Raw genomic sequence first — 15,781 nt, 5'->3', positions numbered from 1 at the left:
TCCTTACCCCAGGCTGCGCTGCACGCGCAGCGTCGTGTTGATGACGCGGGTGAGCTTGTCCGCGTAGGCCGGGTCGGTCGCGTAGCCGGCCTTCTGCAGGCCGCGCGCGAACGTGCCGGCATCGGTCGCGCCGGCCACCGTGTCGCGGTAGCGCGGGCTCTCGGAGATCAGCTTGGCGTAGTCGGCGAACGACTCCTCGTAGCTCGCGTAGGCGCGGAACTTCTGCACCATCTTCTGCGCCTTGCCGTCGACGTACTCGGTGGTCGTCACCTCGGCGACCGGCCCCTTCCAGTTCGCGCCGGCCTTGATGCCGAAGAGGTTGAACGAGGGCGAGCCGTCGGCGTGCAGGATCTCCTTGCGGCCCCAGCCGGTCTCGTGCGCGGCCTGGGCGATCATGAATTCCGAGGGGATGCCGGTCCTCGCCTCGGCCTTCTCGGCGGCCGCGCCGTGCTGCTGCACGAAGCCGGCGGCGCCGGTCTGCGGGACGCGCGTGGCCTGGGTGCGGGCCGACAGCGGCGCGGGCGTGTTGTTGGCCGAGCCGGTGGCCGGGATCGGCCCGGGGGCCATGCCCATCTGGCGCTCGAGCTGGCGCGCGATGACGTCGGCCAGCCCGCCCGGCAGCCCGGACAGCTGCGACGCGTACTGGTCGTCGAGCATCTCGGTGCCCATCTTCGAGCCCGAGTCCTCGAGCATGCCGGTGGCCATCGTCGAGGCGCGCATGCTCTTGAGCAGCTCGTTCATGAACATGCGCTCGAACTGCTTGGCGGCCTCGCGAACCGCGGCCTTCGGGTCCTTCGAGGCCTGGGCCTGCAGCGAGGCCAGACCGCGTGAATCCAGCGACAGCGAGGACGGGGCGGCAGCCATCAGATCACCTCGATCTCGGCGTTGAGCGCGCCGGCGCTCTTCATCGCCTGCAGGATCGCCAGCAGGTCCATCGGCGTGGCGCCCAGGGAGTTCAGCGCCTTGACGACGTCGGCGAGCTTGGTGCCCGCGGGCAGCTGGATCAGCGCCCCGCCCTGCTGCGTGATCGCGATGTCGGACTTGGCCGACTCCACCGTCTGGCCCTGGCCGAACGGGTTGGGCTGGCTGACCTGCGGCGTGGTGCTGATCGTCACCGACAGGCTGCCGTGCGCGACGGCGCAGGCGCCCAGCGTCACGGCATCGTTCATCACCACCGAGCCGGTGCGGGCGTTGAGCACCACCCGCGCGGCCGGCTGGGCGAGCTCGACGTTGAGGTTCTCGATGTCGGCGAGGAAGGCGATGCGCGCGCCCGGCGCCGCCGGCGCGCGCACGCGCACGCTGCGGCCGTCCAGCGCGACGGCGGTGCCCTCGCCCTTGGCGCGGTTGATCGCGTCGGCCACTGCACGCGCGGTGGCGAAGTCGTCGGCCTGCAGCCCGAGCTGCACGCCGTCGCCCTCGAGCAGCGGCGTCGGCACCGTGCGCTCGACGGTCGCGCCCGCCGGGATGCGGCCGGCGCTCAGGTGGTTGATCTGGACCTTGGAGCCGTTGGCCGCGGCGCCGGCGCCGCCGACGATCAGGTTGCCCTGCGCCAGCGCGTAGACGTTGCCGTCGGCGCCCTTGAGCGGCGTGGCGATCAGCGTGCCGCCGCGCAGGCTCTTGGCGTTGCCGATCGACGAGACGTTGATGTCGATCGCCTGCCCCGGCTGGGCGAAGGCGGGCAGCTGCGCGGTCACCATCACCGCGGCGACGTTCTTCAGCTGCATGCTGGTGCCGGAGGGCACCGTCACGCCCATCTGCTGCAGCATCGCGGTCATGCTCTGCGTCGTGAACGGGGTCTGCGTGGTCTGGTCGCCGCTGCCGTCGAGGCCGACGACGAGGCCGTAGCCGACGAGCGCGTTGGCGCGCACGCCCTGCACCGCGGCCACTTCCTTGAGCCGCACGGCCGCCGCCGGCTGCGCGCCGAGCACGGCCAGCGCCGCGGCGGCGAGGAGGATCAGGCTTCGCATGGTGCCGGCCCTCACAGCGGCCACAGCACGCTGAAGAACACGCGCGAGAGCCAGCCGACGGCGTTGCTGTCGGCCTGGGCGCCACGGCCGCGCTGCTCCAGGCGCACGTTGGCGATGCGCGTGCTCTGCACGACGTTGCCGGCCTCGATCGCACGCGGGTCGACCTGGCCGGAAAAGCGCAGCACGTCGACGTTGGCGTTGACGCCGATCTGCTTCTCCCCGCCGACGATCAGGTGGCCGTTGGGCAGCACGCCGCGCACGGTCACGGTGATCGTGCCCTGGAAGTCGTTGCTGTTCTCGGTGCTGCCCTTGCCGGCGAAGCTGTTCTCCGAGCTGGCGGTGACGGTGGCGCGGCGCAGCGCCGCGGCCGCGTCGATGCCCGGCAGCGCGGTGATGCCGCCGCTCAGGTCGGTGCTCTTGTCGATCGAGCTCGTGGACTTGGCCGTCGCGCTGATGCGCTCGACGATGCGCACCTGCAGCGTGTCGCCGGGCTGGCGCGCGCGGTGGTCCTCGAACAAGGGCCGGTACTGCGAGGTCTGGAAGATCGCACCGGTGCTCGGCGCCTCGATGGCCGGGGCGGCGGCCGGCGGCAGGTCCGCGCCGGTGGGCTGCTCGAACTGCACCGTCGGGTACATCGTCTGGCAGCCCGCGAGCGCCAGCGCCGCGGCGGCGAGAAGAAGGCGGGCGGCGGCCATCACAGCTGCCCCAGCTTCTGCAGCATCTGGTCGGAGGTCTGGATGGCCTTCGAGTTCAGCTCGTAGGCACGCTGCGTCGCGATCATGTTGACGAGCTCCTCGACGACGTTGACGTTGCTGGTCTCGACGAAACCCTGCTGCAGCGCGCCCAGCTCGTTGGTGCCCGGCGTGCCGGTGTTGGGCGTGCCCGAGGCGGCGGTCTCGGCGTAGAGGTTGCCCCCCAGCGACTCCAGGCCGGCCGGATTGACGAAGTTGGCCAGCTGCAGCTGCCCGACGGTCGTCGGCGTCGAGCTGCCGGCCGTCGTGATCTGCACCGTGCCGTCGTCGGCCACGGTGACGCTCTTGGCGTCGGCGGGGATGGTGATGCCGGGCAGCACCGGGTAGCCCTGGTTGGTGACCAGCTGGCCGGCCGAGTCGACCTGGAACGCGCCGTCGCGGGTGTAGCCGGTGCTGCCGTCGGGCATCTGGATCTGGAAGAAGCCGTTGCCCTTGATCGCGACGTCGTAGCTGTTGCCGGTCTGCTGCAGGTTGCCCTGCGTGAAGTTGCGCGAGGTGCCGGCGGCGCGCACCCCCAGGCCGACCTGCAGCCCGGTGGGCAGCGTGCTCTGCTCGCTGCTGGCGGCACCGGCCTGGCGCAGGTTCTGGTAGATCAGATCCTCGAACTGCACGCCACCGCGCTTGAAGCCGTTGGTGCCGACGTTGGCGAGGTTGTTGGAGATGACGTCCAGCTTGGTCTGCTGGCCCTCCATGCCGGTCTTGGCGATCCATAGCGAACGAAGCATGTCGGTTCCTCGTGGGGCGGACAGGGACGTTCGGATCTTGAGGGCGCGACAGGCCGGCCGAAGCGCGGAAAACAGCGGCCTTGGCCCCGTATCTCCGCGCCCAAAAGACGAACGCCGCGCATCGGCGCGGCGTGTTCTGGCGGTGCCGGGACTCAGGGCCCGAGCAGCTTGGTCGCCGCCTGCTCCTTCTGCTCGGCGGTCTGCAAGGCCTTGATCTGGTGCTCGAACTGGCGTGCCGCGGCGATCATCTGCACCATCGTCTCGACCGCGCTGACGTTGCTGCCCTCGAGCGCGCCGTCCTGCACGCGTGCTGCCGGGTCGGCCGGCAGGTCGCCGTCGGCGGCCCGGAACAGGCCGTCGGTGCCGCGTTCGAGCGGCGCCTCCGGGGTCACCAGCTTGAGCCGGCCGATCGGCTGCGGCTTACCGCCGGCGGTGGCCGCCGAGATCGTGCCGTCGGCACCGACGTCCACGCTGGCGTTGGCCGGCACCGTGATCGGCCCGCCGTCGCCGAGCACCGGCAGCCCCGCCGGCGTGACGAGCACGCCCTCGGCGCTGACCTCCATCGAGCCGGCGCGCGTGTAGGCCTCGGTGCCGTCGAGCGCCTGCACCGCCAGCCAGGCCCTGCCCCGCATCGCCACGTCGAGGTTGCGCCCGGTGACCTGCAGCGGGCCGGACTGCTCGTCGTAGCCGACGGTGGACTCGAGCGAATAGACGCGCGTGCTGGCACCGTCGCCACGCACCGGCACGGCACGGAAGGCCTGCAGCTCGGCGCGGAAACCCGGCGTCGACACGTTCGCCAGGTTGTGCGCGAGCACGTCCTGGCGCTCCATCGTCGCCTTCGCGCCGCCCATCGACAGGTAGATCAGGCGATCCACGGTTCAGCCTCCGCCGTGCGCGCCGTCAGCGCATGTTGACCAGGGTCTGCATGACCTGGTCCTGCGTCTTGATGGTCTGCGCGTTGGCCTGGTAGATGCGCTGCGCGGTGATCATGTTCACCAGCTCGCCGGTGAGGTCGATGTTCGACTCCTCCAGCGCGCCGGACTGGATGACGCCCATGTTGCCTTCGCTGGGCACGCCGATGACCGGGTCGCCCGAGGCGTAGGTGCTGGCCCAGACGTTGCCGCCCATCGGCTGCAGACCCTGCGGGTTGCGGAAGTTGGCCAGCTCCAGCTGGCCGGCGGGCTTGCTCTGGCCGTTGCTGTAGCGCGCCAGCACGATGCCGTCGGCCTCGATGGCGATCGAGGTCAGCTGGCCGGCGGCGTAGCCGTTCTGGGTCAGGTTGGTGACGCCGAAGGTCTGGTCGTACTGCGTCGCGCCGGAGAAGTCCACCGTGGTGGCCAGCGGCACGACGATGCGCGAGGTCTCGGCGCCGGTGTCGGGGTCGGTGATGATGAGTTCGTTCTCGATCGTCAGATCCAGCGCGTCGGCCGGCGACGGCGAGGACAGCTTGCCGGTCGTGTTGTCGAAGGCGAGCGTCTGCCAGGCCACCGGGTTGCCGCTGGCGTCGGTGTGCACCGGCTCGCCGTTGGCGGTGACGTAGACGTTCCAGGTGTCGTTGGCCGACTTCTGGTAGTAGTACGAGAGCGCGACGTCCTGGCCCTTGGAGTCGTAGATCGTCACCGAGGTGGCGTTGTTGTAGGTCTTCTTGTTCGTGAAGTCGATCTGCGGCGTCACCGTCGAGGCCGGCGCGGTCACCGCCGAGTCGGCGTCGAGGTTGAACTCGATCTCCATGTCCGAGGTCACCTTCGGCGCGATGCCGGCGGTGGGCAGGCGCAGCGGCTGCGCCAGGCCGGGCTGGATGGTGCCGGTGCCGTCGGCCGGGTAGCCCATCAGCTGCAGCTTCTCGTTGTTGACGATGTAGCCCTCGCGGTCGACCTTGAACTGGCCGTTGCGGCTGTACATCGTCGGATTCACGCCGTCGGTCACCTGGAAGAAGCCGGCGCCGTTGATCGCCAGGTCCATCGCGTTGCCGGTGGTCGTGATGTTGCCCTGCGTGAACTGCTGCGACACCGCCGCCAGGTTGACGCCGATGCCGACGTTGTTGACGCCGGCGCCGTTGAGCGCCGCCGCGTACATGTCGGAGAACTCGGCACGCGAGATCTTGGCGCCGTAGGTGTTGGCGTTGGCGATGTTGTTGCCGATGACGTCCAGGCTCTTGCTGGTCGCGTTGAGCCCGGAGAGGCCTTGCTGGAAGCTCATCGTGATGTCCCGTTCAGTTGTAGGCCTTGATGGCGGTGTAGTCGACGGTGCCGCTGCTGGCCAGTTCCAGCTGCAGCTTGTTGCCCGAGGTGCTGACGGCGGCCACGGTGTCGCGCATCAGCGCGGTGTTCGTGACGGTCGCCGTGCCGAGCTTGGCGGTGACACGGAAGGTGTAGCCGCTGGTGTCGCCGGCCTTGCTCGCGTCCCAGGTGAAGCTGTGCGTGCCGGCCTTCGCGGCGCCCAGGTCCAGCGTGTCGACCGTGCGCCCCGAGGCGTCGAGGATGTCGACCTTGACCGAGTCGGCGGTGCCCGAGAGGTCCATGCCGCCGACGCCGATGCCCTCGCGCACGTCCAGCCGGTTGCCCTCGACGGTGACGTCGCGGCCGACGAGCGACGCGCCCTGCATCGCCTGCATCTGCAGGAACTGCGTGTTCAGTCCGGTGACCGTCTCGTTGAGCTTCTCGATGCCCGTGACGGTGTTGATCTGCGCCATCTGGCTCGTGACCTGGGCGTTGTCCATCGGATTCAACGGGTCCTGGTTCTGCATCTGCGCCACCAGCAGCTTCAGGAAGCGGTCGGCGCTGGCCGCCGCGGTGCCCGAGTTGGCGCTCGTGGACGGTGTGTTGATCGACGAATAGGGATCGACGGTGGTGCTCATCGCGCGCTCCGTTCAGGCTCAGGACTGCCCCATCTGCAGGGTCTTCTGCAGCAGGTTCTTCGCGGTGTTCATCACCTCGATGTTGTTCTGGTAGGAGCGCGACGCGGAGATCATGTCGACCATCTCCTGCACCGGGTTGACGTTGCTGTAGGTGACGTAGCCCTCGGCGTCGGCGGCCGGGTGGTTGGGTTCGTGGGCGCGCCGCCCGGGGCTCTGGTCCTCGCGCACCGTCGAGACGCGCACGCCGGCCGAGCTCGCCGGGTCGCCGCCGGCGTCCATCAGCGCGGTCTGGAACACGACCTGGCGCGCCTTGTAGGCCTGGCCATCGGGCCCGGCCACGGTGTCGGCGTTGGCCAGGTTGGAGGCGACGACGTTGAGCCGCTGGCTCTGCGCGCTGACCGCGCTGCCGGAGACGTCGAAGATGCGGAACATGCTCATGATTCGGTGCCTCAGCCCTGGTTATGGCTCTTCATCGCGTCGGTCAGCGTCTTCACGCTGCCGTTGATGAAACGCAGCGAGGTTTCGTACTTCAGCGCGTTGTCGGCGAAGGCGGCGCGCTCGCGGTCCATGTCGACGGTGTTGCTGTCCAGGTTGGTCTGGGCCGGTGTCGCGTAGCGCAGGTCGGTGGTCGGCCGCAGGCGGCCGAAGCCGGCGTCGAGCAGCGGCCCGGCGACGGGGCTGCCGAGATCGTTGGTCGCCGAGGCGCCTGCCGCGCCGGGGGCCGGCGGGCGCGGCAGCGTCGCGGTCGCGTCGCGCAGCGCCTGCGAGAAGTCGAAGTCGCGCGCCACGTAGCCCGGCGTGTCGGCGTTGGCGATGTTGCTCGCGATCACGCGCTGGCGCTCCGAGCGCAGCGCCAGCGCCTGGGCCTGGAAGTCCAGCTGTCCGGTCAGGCGGTTGATCATGGGGCGCACGCTCCTTCGGATGGTCGGAGCCGATTCTGGGCAGCCGGGGGCCGGACATGAGCCCGATAAGCGGGCACATCTCCCCCCTTTTCCGATCCGTGGCGCGCGCCGCGCCGCCTAGAGTGCGGCAGGTGGAAAAGCCTCCGTCGAACCCGCGACGCACGGCCGGCGCGCTGGCGCTGGCCGCGGCCCTCGCCTGCCCTGCGGCCGCCCAGACGCTGTCGCCGCAGACGCTGCAGGCGGTGCGCTCGCTGGCCGGCGACGCGGCCGCGGCGCTGGCGCCGGCGGGCCTGCGCGTCGAGGTCGTGCCCGGCAGCCTGGACCCGCGCCTGAAGCTCGCGCCCTGCGCGCGTGTCGAACCCTATCTGCCGCCCGGCGTGCGCCCCTGGGGGCGAGCACGCATCGGCCTGCGCTGCCGCGGCGGCGCCGTCGCCTGGAACGTCTACCTGCCGGTGACGGTGCAGGTCTGGGGCCCCGGCGTCGTCGCGGTGTCCACGCTGGCGCCGGGCACGGTGCTGGCCGCGGAGGTGCTCGCCATCGGCCAGGTGGACTGGGCGGCCGAGCCGACGCCGCCGCTGACGGCGGTCGAGGCGCTGGCAGGGCGCACGCTGGCGCGCCCGCTGGCCGCCGGCGAGGCGCTGCGCGTGGACGATCTCAAGCCGCGCGAGTGGTTTGCCGCCGGCGACGTGGTGCGCATCGTCGCCAGCGGCGACGGTTTCGCCGTCACCGCACGCGGCGAGGCGCTGACACGCGGCGTCGAGGGCCGGCCGGCGCGCGTGCGCACCGAGGCCGGCCGCATCGTCACCGGAGTGCCAACCGCCGAAGGCCGACTCGATGTCCCGTTGTGAGCCGCAATCCCCCCGCATTCAGGGGACCGATGAAAATTCATCCCGCCCGGGCCTAAAGTTGGCCACTGGCGCTCCGATACAGCGATCATGTCATGGGAGGAAGGCCCGCCAGGGCTCCTCCCGATGGAGTTCAAGATGAAGATCGGTCACCTCGATTCCACGTCGCCCGCCTCGGCGGTGAACGGCGAACGCAAGGCGACTTCGCAAGCCCGCACGCCAGACGGCACGGCCGAGCCCAGCGCCAAGGTCGAACTGTCGGCCGCGGCACTGGCGGCGACCGGCTCGGGCGACGGCAGCTTCGACGCGAACAAGGTCGGGCGCATCGCCCAGGCCATCCGCGACGGCGACTACCAGGTCGACGCCGAGGCGATCGCCGACAAGCTGATCTCCAACGCCCAGGAGCTCCTGGGTCGCACCTACAACCGTTGACCCACGCCCACGCGTCCATGCTGACGACCGCCGCCGAGATGCAGGCGCTGAAACGCGCCACCGAACTGGAGGCGCCGCTGCAGGCGCTCGAACAGCGCCTGGCCGCGCTGGGCGCGGCGCTGGCCGCCAGCGATGCCGTCGAGATCGAGTCCGCCGCGGGGGAACTGCACCGCGCGCTGGCGTCGGCGGTCGAGCATTTCGCGCGCGCCGCGCGCGAGGGCGGCGTGCCGATGCCGCTGCGCCAGCGCCTGGCGCTGGCCGGCGGCCAGGTCGCGGCACAGCGCGAGGCGCTGGCGCGCGCCACCGCCGCGCTGGACCGCGCGATCGACGTGCTGCTGCCCAACCTCGGCAGCGGCGGCTACGGTGCCGGCGGCACCAGCACGCGCCCCAGCCAAGGCGGCTCGCTGCTGGCCTGACCCCCGCGGGGCCTGCGCCCCGCCCCCGCCGATGAACGGCCGGACCGCGACAGCGGCCCGGCCGTCGTCATTTCGGCGCCGCAGAGCCCGCCTTGCGCACGAAGCTCGCTTGGCCGCGGCCGGTGCACACGTCACGAATGGCGCCACAATGCCCGGATCACGAGACCAGGAGTCCCGGCCACGACCGCGGCCTCCGGCCGAATCACCTGGGCGCTGCCAGCGGCGGCGCCGCGTTTGACGAGTTGCGTTGGGAAACACCGAGACCGCCTGGACCGCGCCTGCGCCAGGCCACGCCGCCGTGGGCGCCGAAGCGGCCCGCACCCTGCTTGAACGGCTCCGCGGCTGCGCCGACAAGCGCTGGATCCTGCTGCTCGCCGCGCCGGCGTGCGCGGCCGCGCTGGTCATCACGCTGCTGCAGCAACACCCGGGCGCCCGGCTCGCCGAGGCGGCCGACGGGCTGCGCGCGGCCACCACGCGGCTGGGCTGGTCGACGGCCCCGGACGCCGATCCCGACGAAGCACAGCGCAGCCTGGACGAGACCTCGCGCAGCCTGGCCGCGCTCCGGCAGGCCGGCGCCGCGGCCGGTTTCGAGCCGCCGGGGATGGCGCTGCTCGAGTCGCGCCTGGCCGCCGCCCGCAGCCCGGCGCAGCGGCGTGCCGTGGCCGAGGCCGCCGAGCCGGTGGCGCGCAGCGTCCGCGAGGAGATCACCCGGCGCCAGGCGCGCCTGGAGCGCTGGCTTCAAGGGCTGTCGGCGGCACTGGCGCTGACGCTGCTGGTGCCGGCGCACGGGCTGTGGCGCCAGCGCCGGCGCATTCGACACGTGCTGCGCGAGCTCTCCGACACGCTCGCGCGTGGTGCCGACGGCGGCGAGGCCGGCGTCTCCGAACGCCGCTGGCACGCGCTCGCCGACCTCTCGGCCGACTGGTACTGGGAGACCGACGAGCAGATGCGCCTGTCCTGGGTCTCGGGATCGACGCCGCTGACGACGCTGCTGGGCTGGCCGCTCGAGGAGCTGCTCGGCCGCCGCCGCGACGAGATCGGTGCCTACGACCCGCCGGCCCTCGGCTGGGGCTGGCTGGCCGAACGCATGTCGCGCCGCGAACCGCTGCGCGACGTCGAGCTGCGTGCACGCTCGCGCCGCGGCGAGCACGCGCTGTGGATCCAGCTCAGCGGCCGCCCGCGCTGCGACGCCCAGGGGCGTTTCGCCGGCTACCACGGCGTGGGCCGCGACATCACCGCGCGCAAGCTCGACGACGAGCGCCAGCGCGAGAACGAGCAGCGCTGGGCGCTGATGGTCGACCTGGCCTCCGACTGGTACTGGGAGAGCGACGCCGCGCACCGGCTGCAGCCGGTGGGCCGTGCGGTCTACCGCAGCGCAGTCGACTACCTGGAGCCCGGCGACGGCCGCACGCGCTGGGAACTTCACGCCGCGACGCCGGCCGAACTCTGGGAGGAGCACCGCGCCGACCTCGCCGCCCGCCGGCCCTTCCGCTCGTTCGAGTTCCCGACCGACGCCGCCGACGGCACGCGCCACTGGGTCTCGATCAGCGGCATCGCACGCTTCGACGGCCAGGGGCGGTTCCTCGGCTACCGCGGTGTCGGCCGCGACATCACGGTGCGCAAGCAGGCCGAGGGCCTGCTGCGGCGCGACAACGAGGCGCTGCAGCAGGCGGTGGCCGAGCGCACGCGCGAGCTGCAGCAGATCAACCTCGATCTCGACGCGTTCTCGCGCCAGCTCGCGCACGAGCTGCGCACGCCGATCGGCCACGTCGAGGGTGTCGCCCGGCTGCTGGAGGCCCGCGCCGGGACGCGGCTGGACAGCGGCGACCGCGAGCTGCTGGCGCTGCAGTCGCAGGCCGCGCGCACGATGCGCGAGACGCTGGACGCGCTGATGCTGCTGGCACGCTCGACGGTGCAGGCGATGCCGATGGAAAGCGTGGACCTGAGCCGGCTCGCCGCCGAGGCCGCCGCGCAGCTGCCCGAGATGCCGCGCGAGGCGCCGGTGGACTGGACGATCCAGCCCGCGATGAAGGTGCACGGCTGTCCCGGCGCGCTGCGCATCGTGCTCGCCAACCTGCTGGGCAACGCGGCCAAGTTCACGCGCCGCGTGGAGCGCCCGGCGGTGCACCTGGCGGCCCGTGTGCAGGCCGACGGCCGCGTGTGCATCAGCGTCGAGGACAACGGCGCCGGCTTCGACCCCGCGCTCGCGGACCGGCTGTTCGTGCCCTTCAGCCGGCTGCACGCCGGCGAGGACTACGCCGGCACCGGCATCGGGCTGAGCATCGTGCAGCGCATCGTCGAGCGCCACGGCGGCACGGTGGCCGCGCACGGCGAGCCCGGGCGCGGCGCCCGCTTCGAGTTCACGCTCGCCGCGGCGGCGGACTGATCAGAAGTTGAACGCCAGCCGCAGGCCGCCCCAGTGGCGTCCGGCCACGGCGATCGGCGCGGCCGCTTCCTTGAGCACGACGAAACGGCCGCCGCCCATGTCGCGGCGGTAGGTCTGCAGCAGGAACGGGCGTTCGTTGCGCGCCGAGGCCAGCCCGGTGCGGTCGTTGAAGATGCGGCGCCAGCGGCTGTTGGCGGTGTTCCAGAGCAGGTCGCCCGGACGCTGCGGCTGGTTGTAGCGCCGGTTGTGGCAGGCGACGTAGCCGTTGCGGTCGACGGCGATGCAGAACACCACCTTGTCCGACAGCTGCAGCGCCGCTTCCTGCACCTGGGGGAAGAGCTGCTCGGCCAGCGCCGAGAAGCGCGCCGTGTGCTGCGCCGGCTCGGTGCCGGCGATCGGCTGGTAGCGTTCGTCGAACAGGTCCTCCAGCGAGGCCCGGCCAGCGGCCAGCGCGTCCTCGAGCAGCGCGCCGACCTGGGCGGCGGCCTGCTGGGCGGCGCGGATATAGGGCGAGTCCTGGGTCTGCAGGCCGCTGGCGGCGAAGGCCTCGATCAGCTGCTCCGAAAAACGCAGGAAGCTCTCGGTGCGGCCGAGCGCGGTGTCCAGCGAACGCGTGGTCTGGCGCACCTCGCCCTCGATCGCGGCCATCTGCGACTCGAGCCCGGCGCAGACCTCGGAGCTGCGCCGGCTGGCGTCGTGGATGCGGCCCACGCCCTGGACGACGCCGTCGAGCGCGCGGTGCACGCCGCCTGCGGGGCTGCCTTCGCTGCGCTGGATCTCCCGCGCGAGCGCGGCGATGCGCTCGTCGAGACGGCCGACGGTGGCCAGGATCTCCTTGGACGAGACCTCCACCTTGGCCGCCAGGTCCTTGACCGCGTCGGCGACGACGCCGAAGCCGCGCCCGGCCTCGCCGGCGCGTTTGGCCTCGACCGAGGCGTTGAAGGCCACGAGCCGCGTCTGCAGCGCGATCTGGGTGATCTGGTCGGCCGCGCCGGAGACCTGGCGCAGCGTGTCGACGATGCCGCCGACTTCGGTGCCCACGGCCTGCACCGCCTCGCCGACCTCGGCGACGGCACGCAGCCCGTTGTCGGTCTCGCCGGCGATCGCGGCCTGCGCCGCGACCACGTCCTGCAGCTGGCGCGCCAGCGCCTGCAGCGCCACGGCCTGGGCGCTGGCCACACGGTGCGTGTCGGCGATGACGCCGCAGACCTCGGCGGCCTCGCGCCCCAGGCCCGAGGCGCGCTCGTTGATCTGGCGCAGCGCGGTCTCGGCCGCGCCGGGCGTTGCCGCCACCGGGCCGGGCGCGGCCGGCGGCGGCGCCGCAGGCGGCGCGCGCCGGAAGGACTTGAACATGGGCGCTCTCCTGACGGGGACGACTACCAGTCGCGCAGACGCGTTCGCAGGCGCGCGATCGACTGGCTGTGCAGCTGGCACACGCGGCTCTCGGTCACCTTGAGCACCGCGGCGATCTCCTTGAGGTTCATGTCGTGCTCGTAGTACATGCTCATCACGTACTGCTCGCGCTCGGGCAGGTTCTTGATCGCCTCGACCAGGGCCAGGCGCATGCGCTGGTCCTGAAGCCGGCCCAGCGGGTTGCCCACGTCGTCGTGCACGTGGCGGTCGAGGTAGTCGTCGTCGCCGTCGTCGCCGCTCATGTCCTCCAGGTAGATCAGCTGGGTGCCGCGCACCTTGGTCAGCAGTTCCTGGTAGTCGACGAGCGACAGCCCCATCTCCTGGGCGATCTCGCTCTCGGAGGGCGCGCGGTGCAGCTTCTGCTCGAGCTTGTGCACCGCGGTCTCGATCGTGCGCTGGTGGCGGCGGTCGCCGCGGCTCATCCAGTCGTTGCCCCGCAGCTCGTCGAGCATCGCGCCGCGGATGCGCTGCGTCGCGAAGGTCTCGAACTGCACCCCCTGCGCGGCGTCGAAACGCGACAGCGCGTCCGACAAGCCCATCATGCCGACCTGGATCAGGTCGTCGAGCTCCACGTTCGCCGGGAGCTTGGCGATCATCTGGTGAGCCAGGCGACGCACCAGCGGGCTGTATTGCCGGAGCATCGCGTTGGCATCGAGTTGTCCCTTGGCGGTGTACATGAGAGCAGCCTTTCGAGGGGCGTGTCCTGGCGTTTCAGTTCGTCGCGCCGGCGGCGCGCATCGGCACGGCAACGGCCGGGCCGACGGGCAGGCCGCCGTCGTCAAGGGCCAACTGGTCGGCGACCAGGCGCGAGACCTGGGCGCCGGGGCCGGCACGCAGGTCGGTCGCCGGGTCGACGACGGCCCAGTCGTGCAGCACCGCGCCCAGGAAGGCGTCGGCGCAGCTGGCCAGGCTGGAGGCGATGGCGCGCACGCGCCGCGAGGACAGCGAGGCGGCGAGCACGAGGTCGAAGGTCATCAGGCCGCAGCGCTGGGCGAGCAGCTTGCAGGCCGCATAGGCGTGCTTGATGCTCTCCGGGTGGTCGGCACCGATCAGGATCGGACGCGCGGCGCGCTGGCCGAACATGCGCGCCAGGTCGCCCGCGTTGGCGTGCACCAGCACCACGTCGGCCTTGGGCGCGGCCTGGGCCAGCGCGTCGGCGAAGGCGCTGGCCGAGCCGCGCGTGTCGACATGGCGCAGCGGTAGTCCGCGCGCCGCGAGGTAGCCGATCTGCGGCGACAGGTCCTCGATCGCGGCGCCGATGTCCAGCAGCGCGATCTCGCGCGGCGCCGGCGAACCGTCGGCGGCGTCGACGACCAGCACGCGCTGGCCGCGCTGCACGAAGGCGGCGGTCAGCTCGTCGATGACGACGCCGGAGAACGGCACGTGCGGATTCGCCGCCAGCGGCACGAAACGCTGGCGCGAGGCCGCGAACAGCCGGCGCAGGCCGTGGGCCTGGTCCAGCGGTGCGGAGTCGGTGGCGTAGAAGTCGCGCATGCTGTTGGGGTCGGGGTTCAGGCGTGCAGCGGGTTGCCGGCGGCCGGGGTCGGCACGCCCGCGAACACCAGGTTCATGTCGGCGCTGTCCATGCGCCAGGCCGGGCTGCCGCCGCCGCGCAGCGCACGCTGCACCAGCGCATTGGCCGACAGGCGGTGCCAGTCCTCGGGCACACGCTGGCCGTTGGCCACCGCCAGCACCTTGAGCTTGTAGCGGATCAGCGCGTCCAGCGCCGGCGCCAGCTTCACCGCCTCGTCCATCTTGGACAGCACGATGCCGCGGCAGGCGGCAGCGCCGTAGGCCAGCAGCACTTCCTCGATCGTCTCGCCCTGGGCGGCGGCGTTGACGACCAGCAGCTTGTTGATCGAACGGTGCGACAGCATGTCCAGCAACTCGCGGGTGCGGGCGTCGCGCTGCGCCATGCCGGCGGTGTCGATGAGCACCATCTTCTTGGCCGACAGCAGGTCCAGCAGGTCTTCCAGCGAGGCGCGGTCGTGCGCGGTGTGCACCGGCACGCCGAGGATGCGGCCGTAGGTGCGCAGCTGCTCGTGGGCGCCGACGCGGTAGGCGTCCAGCGTGATCAGGCCCAGGTTGGCGGCGCCGTGGCGGGTGGCGAAGGCCGCCGCCAGCTTGGCGGTGCTGGTCGTCTTGCCGACGCCGGTCGGGCCGACGAGCGCGAAGACGCCGCCGACGTCCTCCAGCGGGCTCTCGCGCTCGCCGGTGGCGAGGTTGCGTTCGAGCACGCCGGCGGCCCAGGCGAGTTCGTCGCAGCCGCCGGGCAGGCCTTCGACCAGCTTGCGCACCAGCGACGGCGAGAAGCCGCAGCCGAGCAGCTTCTGCGTCAGCTGCGCCTGGCGCGGCTGGCGCTGCAGCTTCTCCATGAACGCGAGGGCGCCGAAACGCTGCTCGATCAGGCCGCGCATCGAGCGCAGCTCCTCCATCATCTCGACCTGGTCGCGGCGCGGCGCGCCGTCGGCCAGCACCGGCGCCTGCGGCAGCAGCGGCTCGGCGTGGCGGATCTCCTCGCGCAGCACCGGCGGCTCGCGGCGCGGCTCGGCGGCACGCGCCGGGGCGGCGGCAGCAGCGGCGGCACGTGCACGCGGCTCGGCGGCCGGCGCGGCGGCGCGCACCGGCGCTTCCTCGCGCGGGGCCTCGGCACGGCGGGTGCTCACCGCGCCGGGCTGGCGCGGCTCGGCGGCGGCTTCACGGGCGAGTTCGGTCTGGCGGCGCTTCAACATGCGCTCGCGCACGTAGTCCTGGAACGACAGCGTGCTCATCTCGAGCTGCTCGACGTCCTCGTCGACGGCCCCGGCGTCGAACGACGGTTCGACACGCGGCTCCGGACGCGGCGCAGCCAGGCGCGGCGCCGCGGCGCGGGCGCGCGGCGCCTGCGGCGCGGCGGCGCTGACGCGCTCGAGCTGCTGCAGCGACTCGGGAGCCATGGCCAGCACCTCGACGCCGTCGGCGCAGGGGCGGGTGGACATCACGACGGCGTCGTCGCCGAAGGCCTGACGCACCAGCGCCAGGGCTTCGCGCGAGGTGCGTGCGGTGAAACGCTTGACGTTCATGCGGCCTCCCGTTCAGAGCGCGGG

At 72.3% G+C, this 15,781-nt stretch carries 17 protein-coding genes; 4 read left to right on the top strand and 13 right to left on the bottom strand.

Going from position 1 to position 15,781, the window contains the following annotated elements; translation table 11 throughout:
- Positions 1–3: 3 nt before the first annotated feature.
- The 9 genes from flgJ to EV684_RS15420 form a co-directional block, all read right to left on the bottom strand.
- On the bottom strand, positions 4–864 hold the full coding sequence (gene flgJ / locus EV684_RS15460; RefSeq protein WP_132648183.1) for a flagellar assembly peptidoglycan hydrolase FlgJ: 861 nt from the start codon (positions 862–864) through the stop codon (positions 4–6).
- The gene (locus tag EV684_RS15455) at positions 864–1,967 is read right to left on the bottom strand and encodes a flagellar basal body P-ring protein FlgI (RefSeq protein ID WP_132648182.1); all 1,104 of its coding nucleotides are present in this window, start codon (positions 1,965–1,967) and stop codon (positions 864–866) included. Before EV684_RS15455 ends, flgJ begins: the two co-directional genes overlap by 1 nt.
- A gap of 11 nt (positions 1,968–1,978) precedes the next feature.
- Positions 1,979–2,662: a flagellar basal body L-ring protein FlgH gene (locus EV684_RS15450; protein ID WP_132648181.1), complete on the bottom strand. Its 684-nt coding sequence runs from the start codon at positions 2,660–2,662 to the stop codon at positions 1,979–1,981.
- The gene (flgG, locus tag EV684_RS15445) at positions 2,662–3,444 is read right to left on the bottom strand and encodes a flagellar basal-body rod protein FlgG (RefSeq protein ID WP_132648180.1); all 783 of its coding nucleotides are present in this window, start codon (positions 3,442–3,444) and stop codon (positions 2,662–2,664) included. The genes EV684_RS15450 and flgG overlap by 1 nt, the downstream gene beginning before the upstream one ends.
- Before the next feature lie 152 nt (positions 3,445–3,596).
- Entirely contained in the window at positions 3,597–4,319 is a 723-nt protein-coding gene (flgF, locus tag EV684_RS15440; protein WP_132648179.1) for a flagellar basal-body rod protein FlgF, read from the bottom strand.
- 25 nt (positions 4,320–4,344) lie between these two features.
- Positions 4,345–5,643, bottom strand: a complete 1,299-nt coding sequence (flgE, locus tag EV684_RS15435) for a flagellar hook protein FlgE (protein WP_132648178.1) — start codon at positions 5,641–5,643, stop codon at positions 4,345–4,347.
- 13 nt (positions 5,644–5,656) lie between these two features.
- On the bottom strand, positions 5,657–6,301 hold the full coding sequence (locus EV684_RS15430) for a flagellar hook assembly protein FlgD (protein ID WP_132648177.1): 645 nt from the start codon (positions 6,299–6,301) through the stop codon (positions 5,657–5,659).
- A gap of 18 nt (positions 6,302–6,319) precedes the next feature.
- A complete protein-coding gene (flgC, locus tag EV684_RS15425) occupies positions 6,320–6,739 on the bottom strand; it encodes a flagellar basal body rod protein FlgC (RefSeq protein WP_132648176.1) in 420 nt (139 codons plus the stop codon).
- Positions 6,740–6,750: 11 nt separating this feature from the next.
- Entirely contained in the window at positions 6,751–7,203 is a 453-nt protein-coding gene (locus EV684_RS15420) for a flagellar basal body rod protein FlgB (RefSeq protein WP_132648175.1), read from the bottom strand.
- Positions 7,204–7,334: 131 nt separating this feature from the next.
- Here EV684_RS15420 and flgA point away from each other — a divergent pair, with 131 nt between their 5' ends.
- From flgA to EV684_RS15400, 4 genes are all read left to right on the top strand, one after another.
- Positions 7,335–8,051, top strand: coding sequence for a flagellar basal body P-ring formation chaperone FlgA (gene flgA / locus EV684_RS15415; RefSeq protein ID WP_132648174.1), 717 nt, complete (start codon positions 7,335–7,337; stop codon positions 8,049–8,051).
- 135 nt (positions 8,052–8,186) lie between these two features.
- Positions 8,187–8,480, top strand: coding sequence for a flagellar biosynthesis anti-sigma factor FlgM (flgM, locus tag EV684_RS15410; RefSeq protein WP_242478705.1), 294 nt, complete (start codon positions 8,187–8,189; stop codon positions 8,478–8,480).
- A gap of 17 nt (positions 8,481–8,497) precedes the next feature.
- On the top strand, positions 8,498–8,896 hold the full coding sequence (locus EV684_RS15405; RefSeq protein WP_132648172.1) for a hypothetical protein: 399 nt from the start codon (positions 8,498–8,500) through the stop codon (positions 8,894–8,896).
- Between the two features lie 247 nt (positions 8,897–9,143).
- A complete protein-coding gene (locus EV684_RS15400; protein WP_132648171.1) occupies positions 9,144–11,282 on the top strand; it encodes a sensor histidine kinase in 2,139 nt (712 codons plus the stop codon).
- On the opposite strand, the gene EV684_RS15395 is transcribed toward EV684_RS15400, so the two are convergent.
- Genes EV684_RS15395 through flhF form a run of 4 tightly spaced genes read right to left on the bottom strand, consistent with a single transcriptional unit; the run spans position 11,283 to position 15,757 of the window.
- On the bottom strand, positions 11,283–12,635 hold the full coding sequence (locus EV684_RS15395; RefSeq protein ID WP_132648170.1) for a methyl-accepting chemotaxis protein: 1,353 nt from the start codon (positions 12,633–12,635) through the stop codon (positions 11,283–11,285).
- Positions 12,636–12,658: 23 nt separating this feature from the next.
- Positions 12,659–13,372, bottom strand: coding sequence for an RNA polymerase sigma factor FliA (locus EV684_RS15390; protein ID WP_132648169.1), 714 nt, complete (start codon positions 13,370–13,372; stop codon positions 12,659–12,661).
- A 34-nt stretch (positions 13,373–13,406) separates the two neighbouring features.
- Positions 13,407–14,189, bottom strand: a complete 783-nt coding sequence (locus EV684_RS15385) for a flagellar biosynthesis protein (RefSeq protein ID WP_132648168.1) — start codon at positions 14,187–14,189, stop codon at positions 13,407–13,409.
- 17 nt (positions 14,190–14,206) lie between these two features.
- Positions 14,207–15,757, bottom strand: a complete 1,551-nt coding sequence (gene flhF, locus EV684_RS15380; protein ID WP_132648167.1) for a flagellar biosynthesis protein FlhF — start codon at positions 15,755–15,757, stop codon at positions 14,207–14,209.
- Between the last annotated feature and the right edge of the window lie 24 nt (positions 15,758–15,781).

The organism is Rubrivivax gelatinosus (genome assembly GCF_004340905.1).
In the GTDB taxonomy this organism is placed as follows: Bacteria; Pseudomonadota; Gammaproteobacteria; order Burkholderiales; family Burkholderiaceae_C; genus Rubrivivax; species Rubrivivax gelatinosus.
Note: the sequence above shows the minus strand (reverse complement) of the source record. Positions and strands in the feature narration are given on the sequence as shown.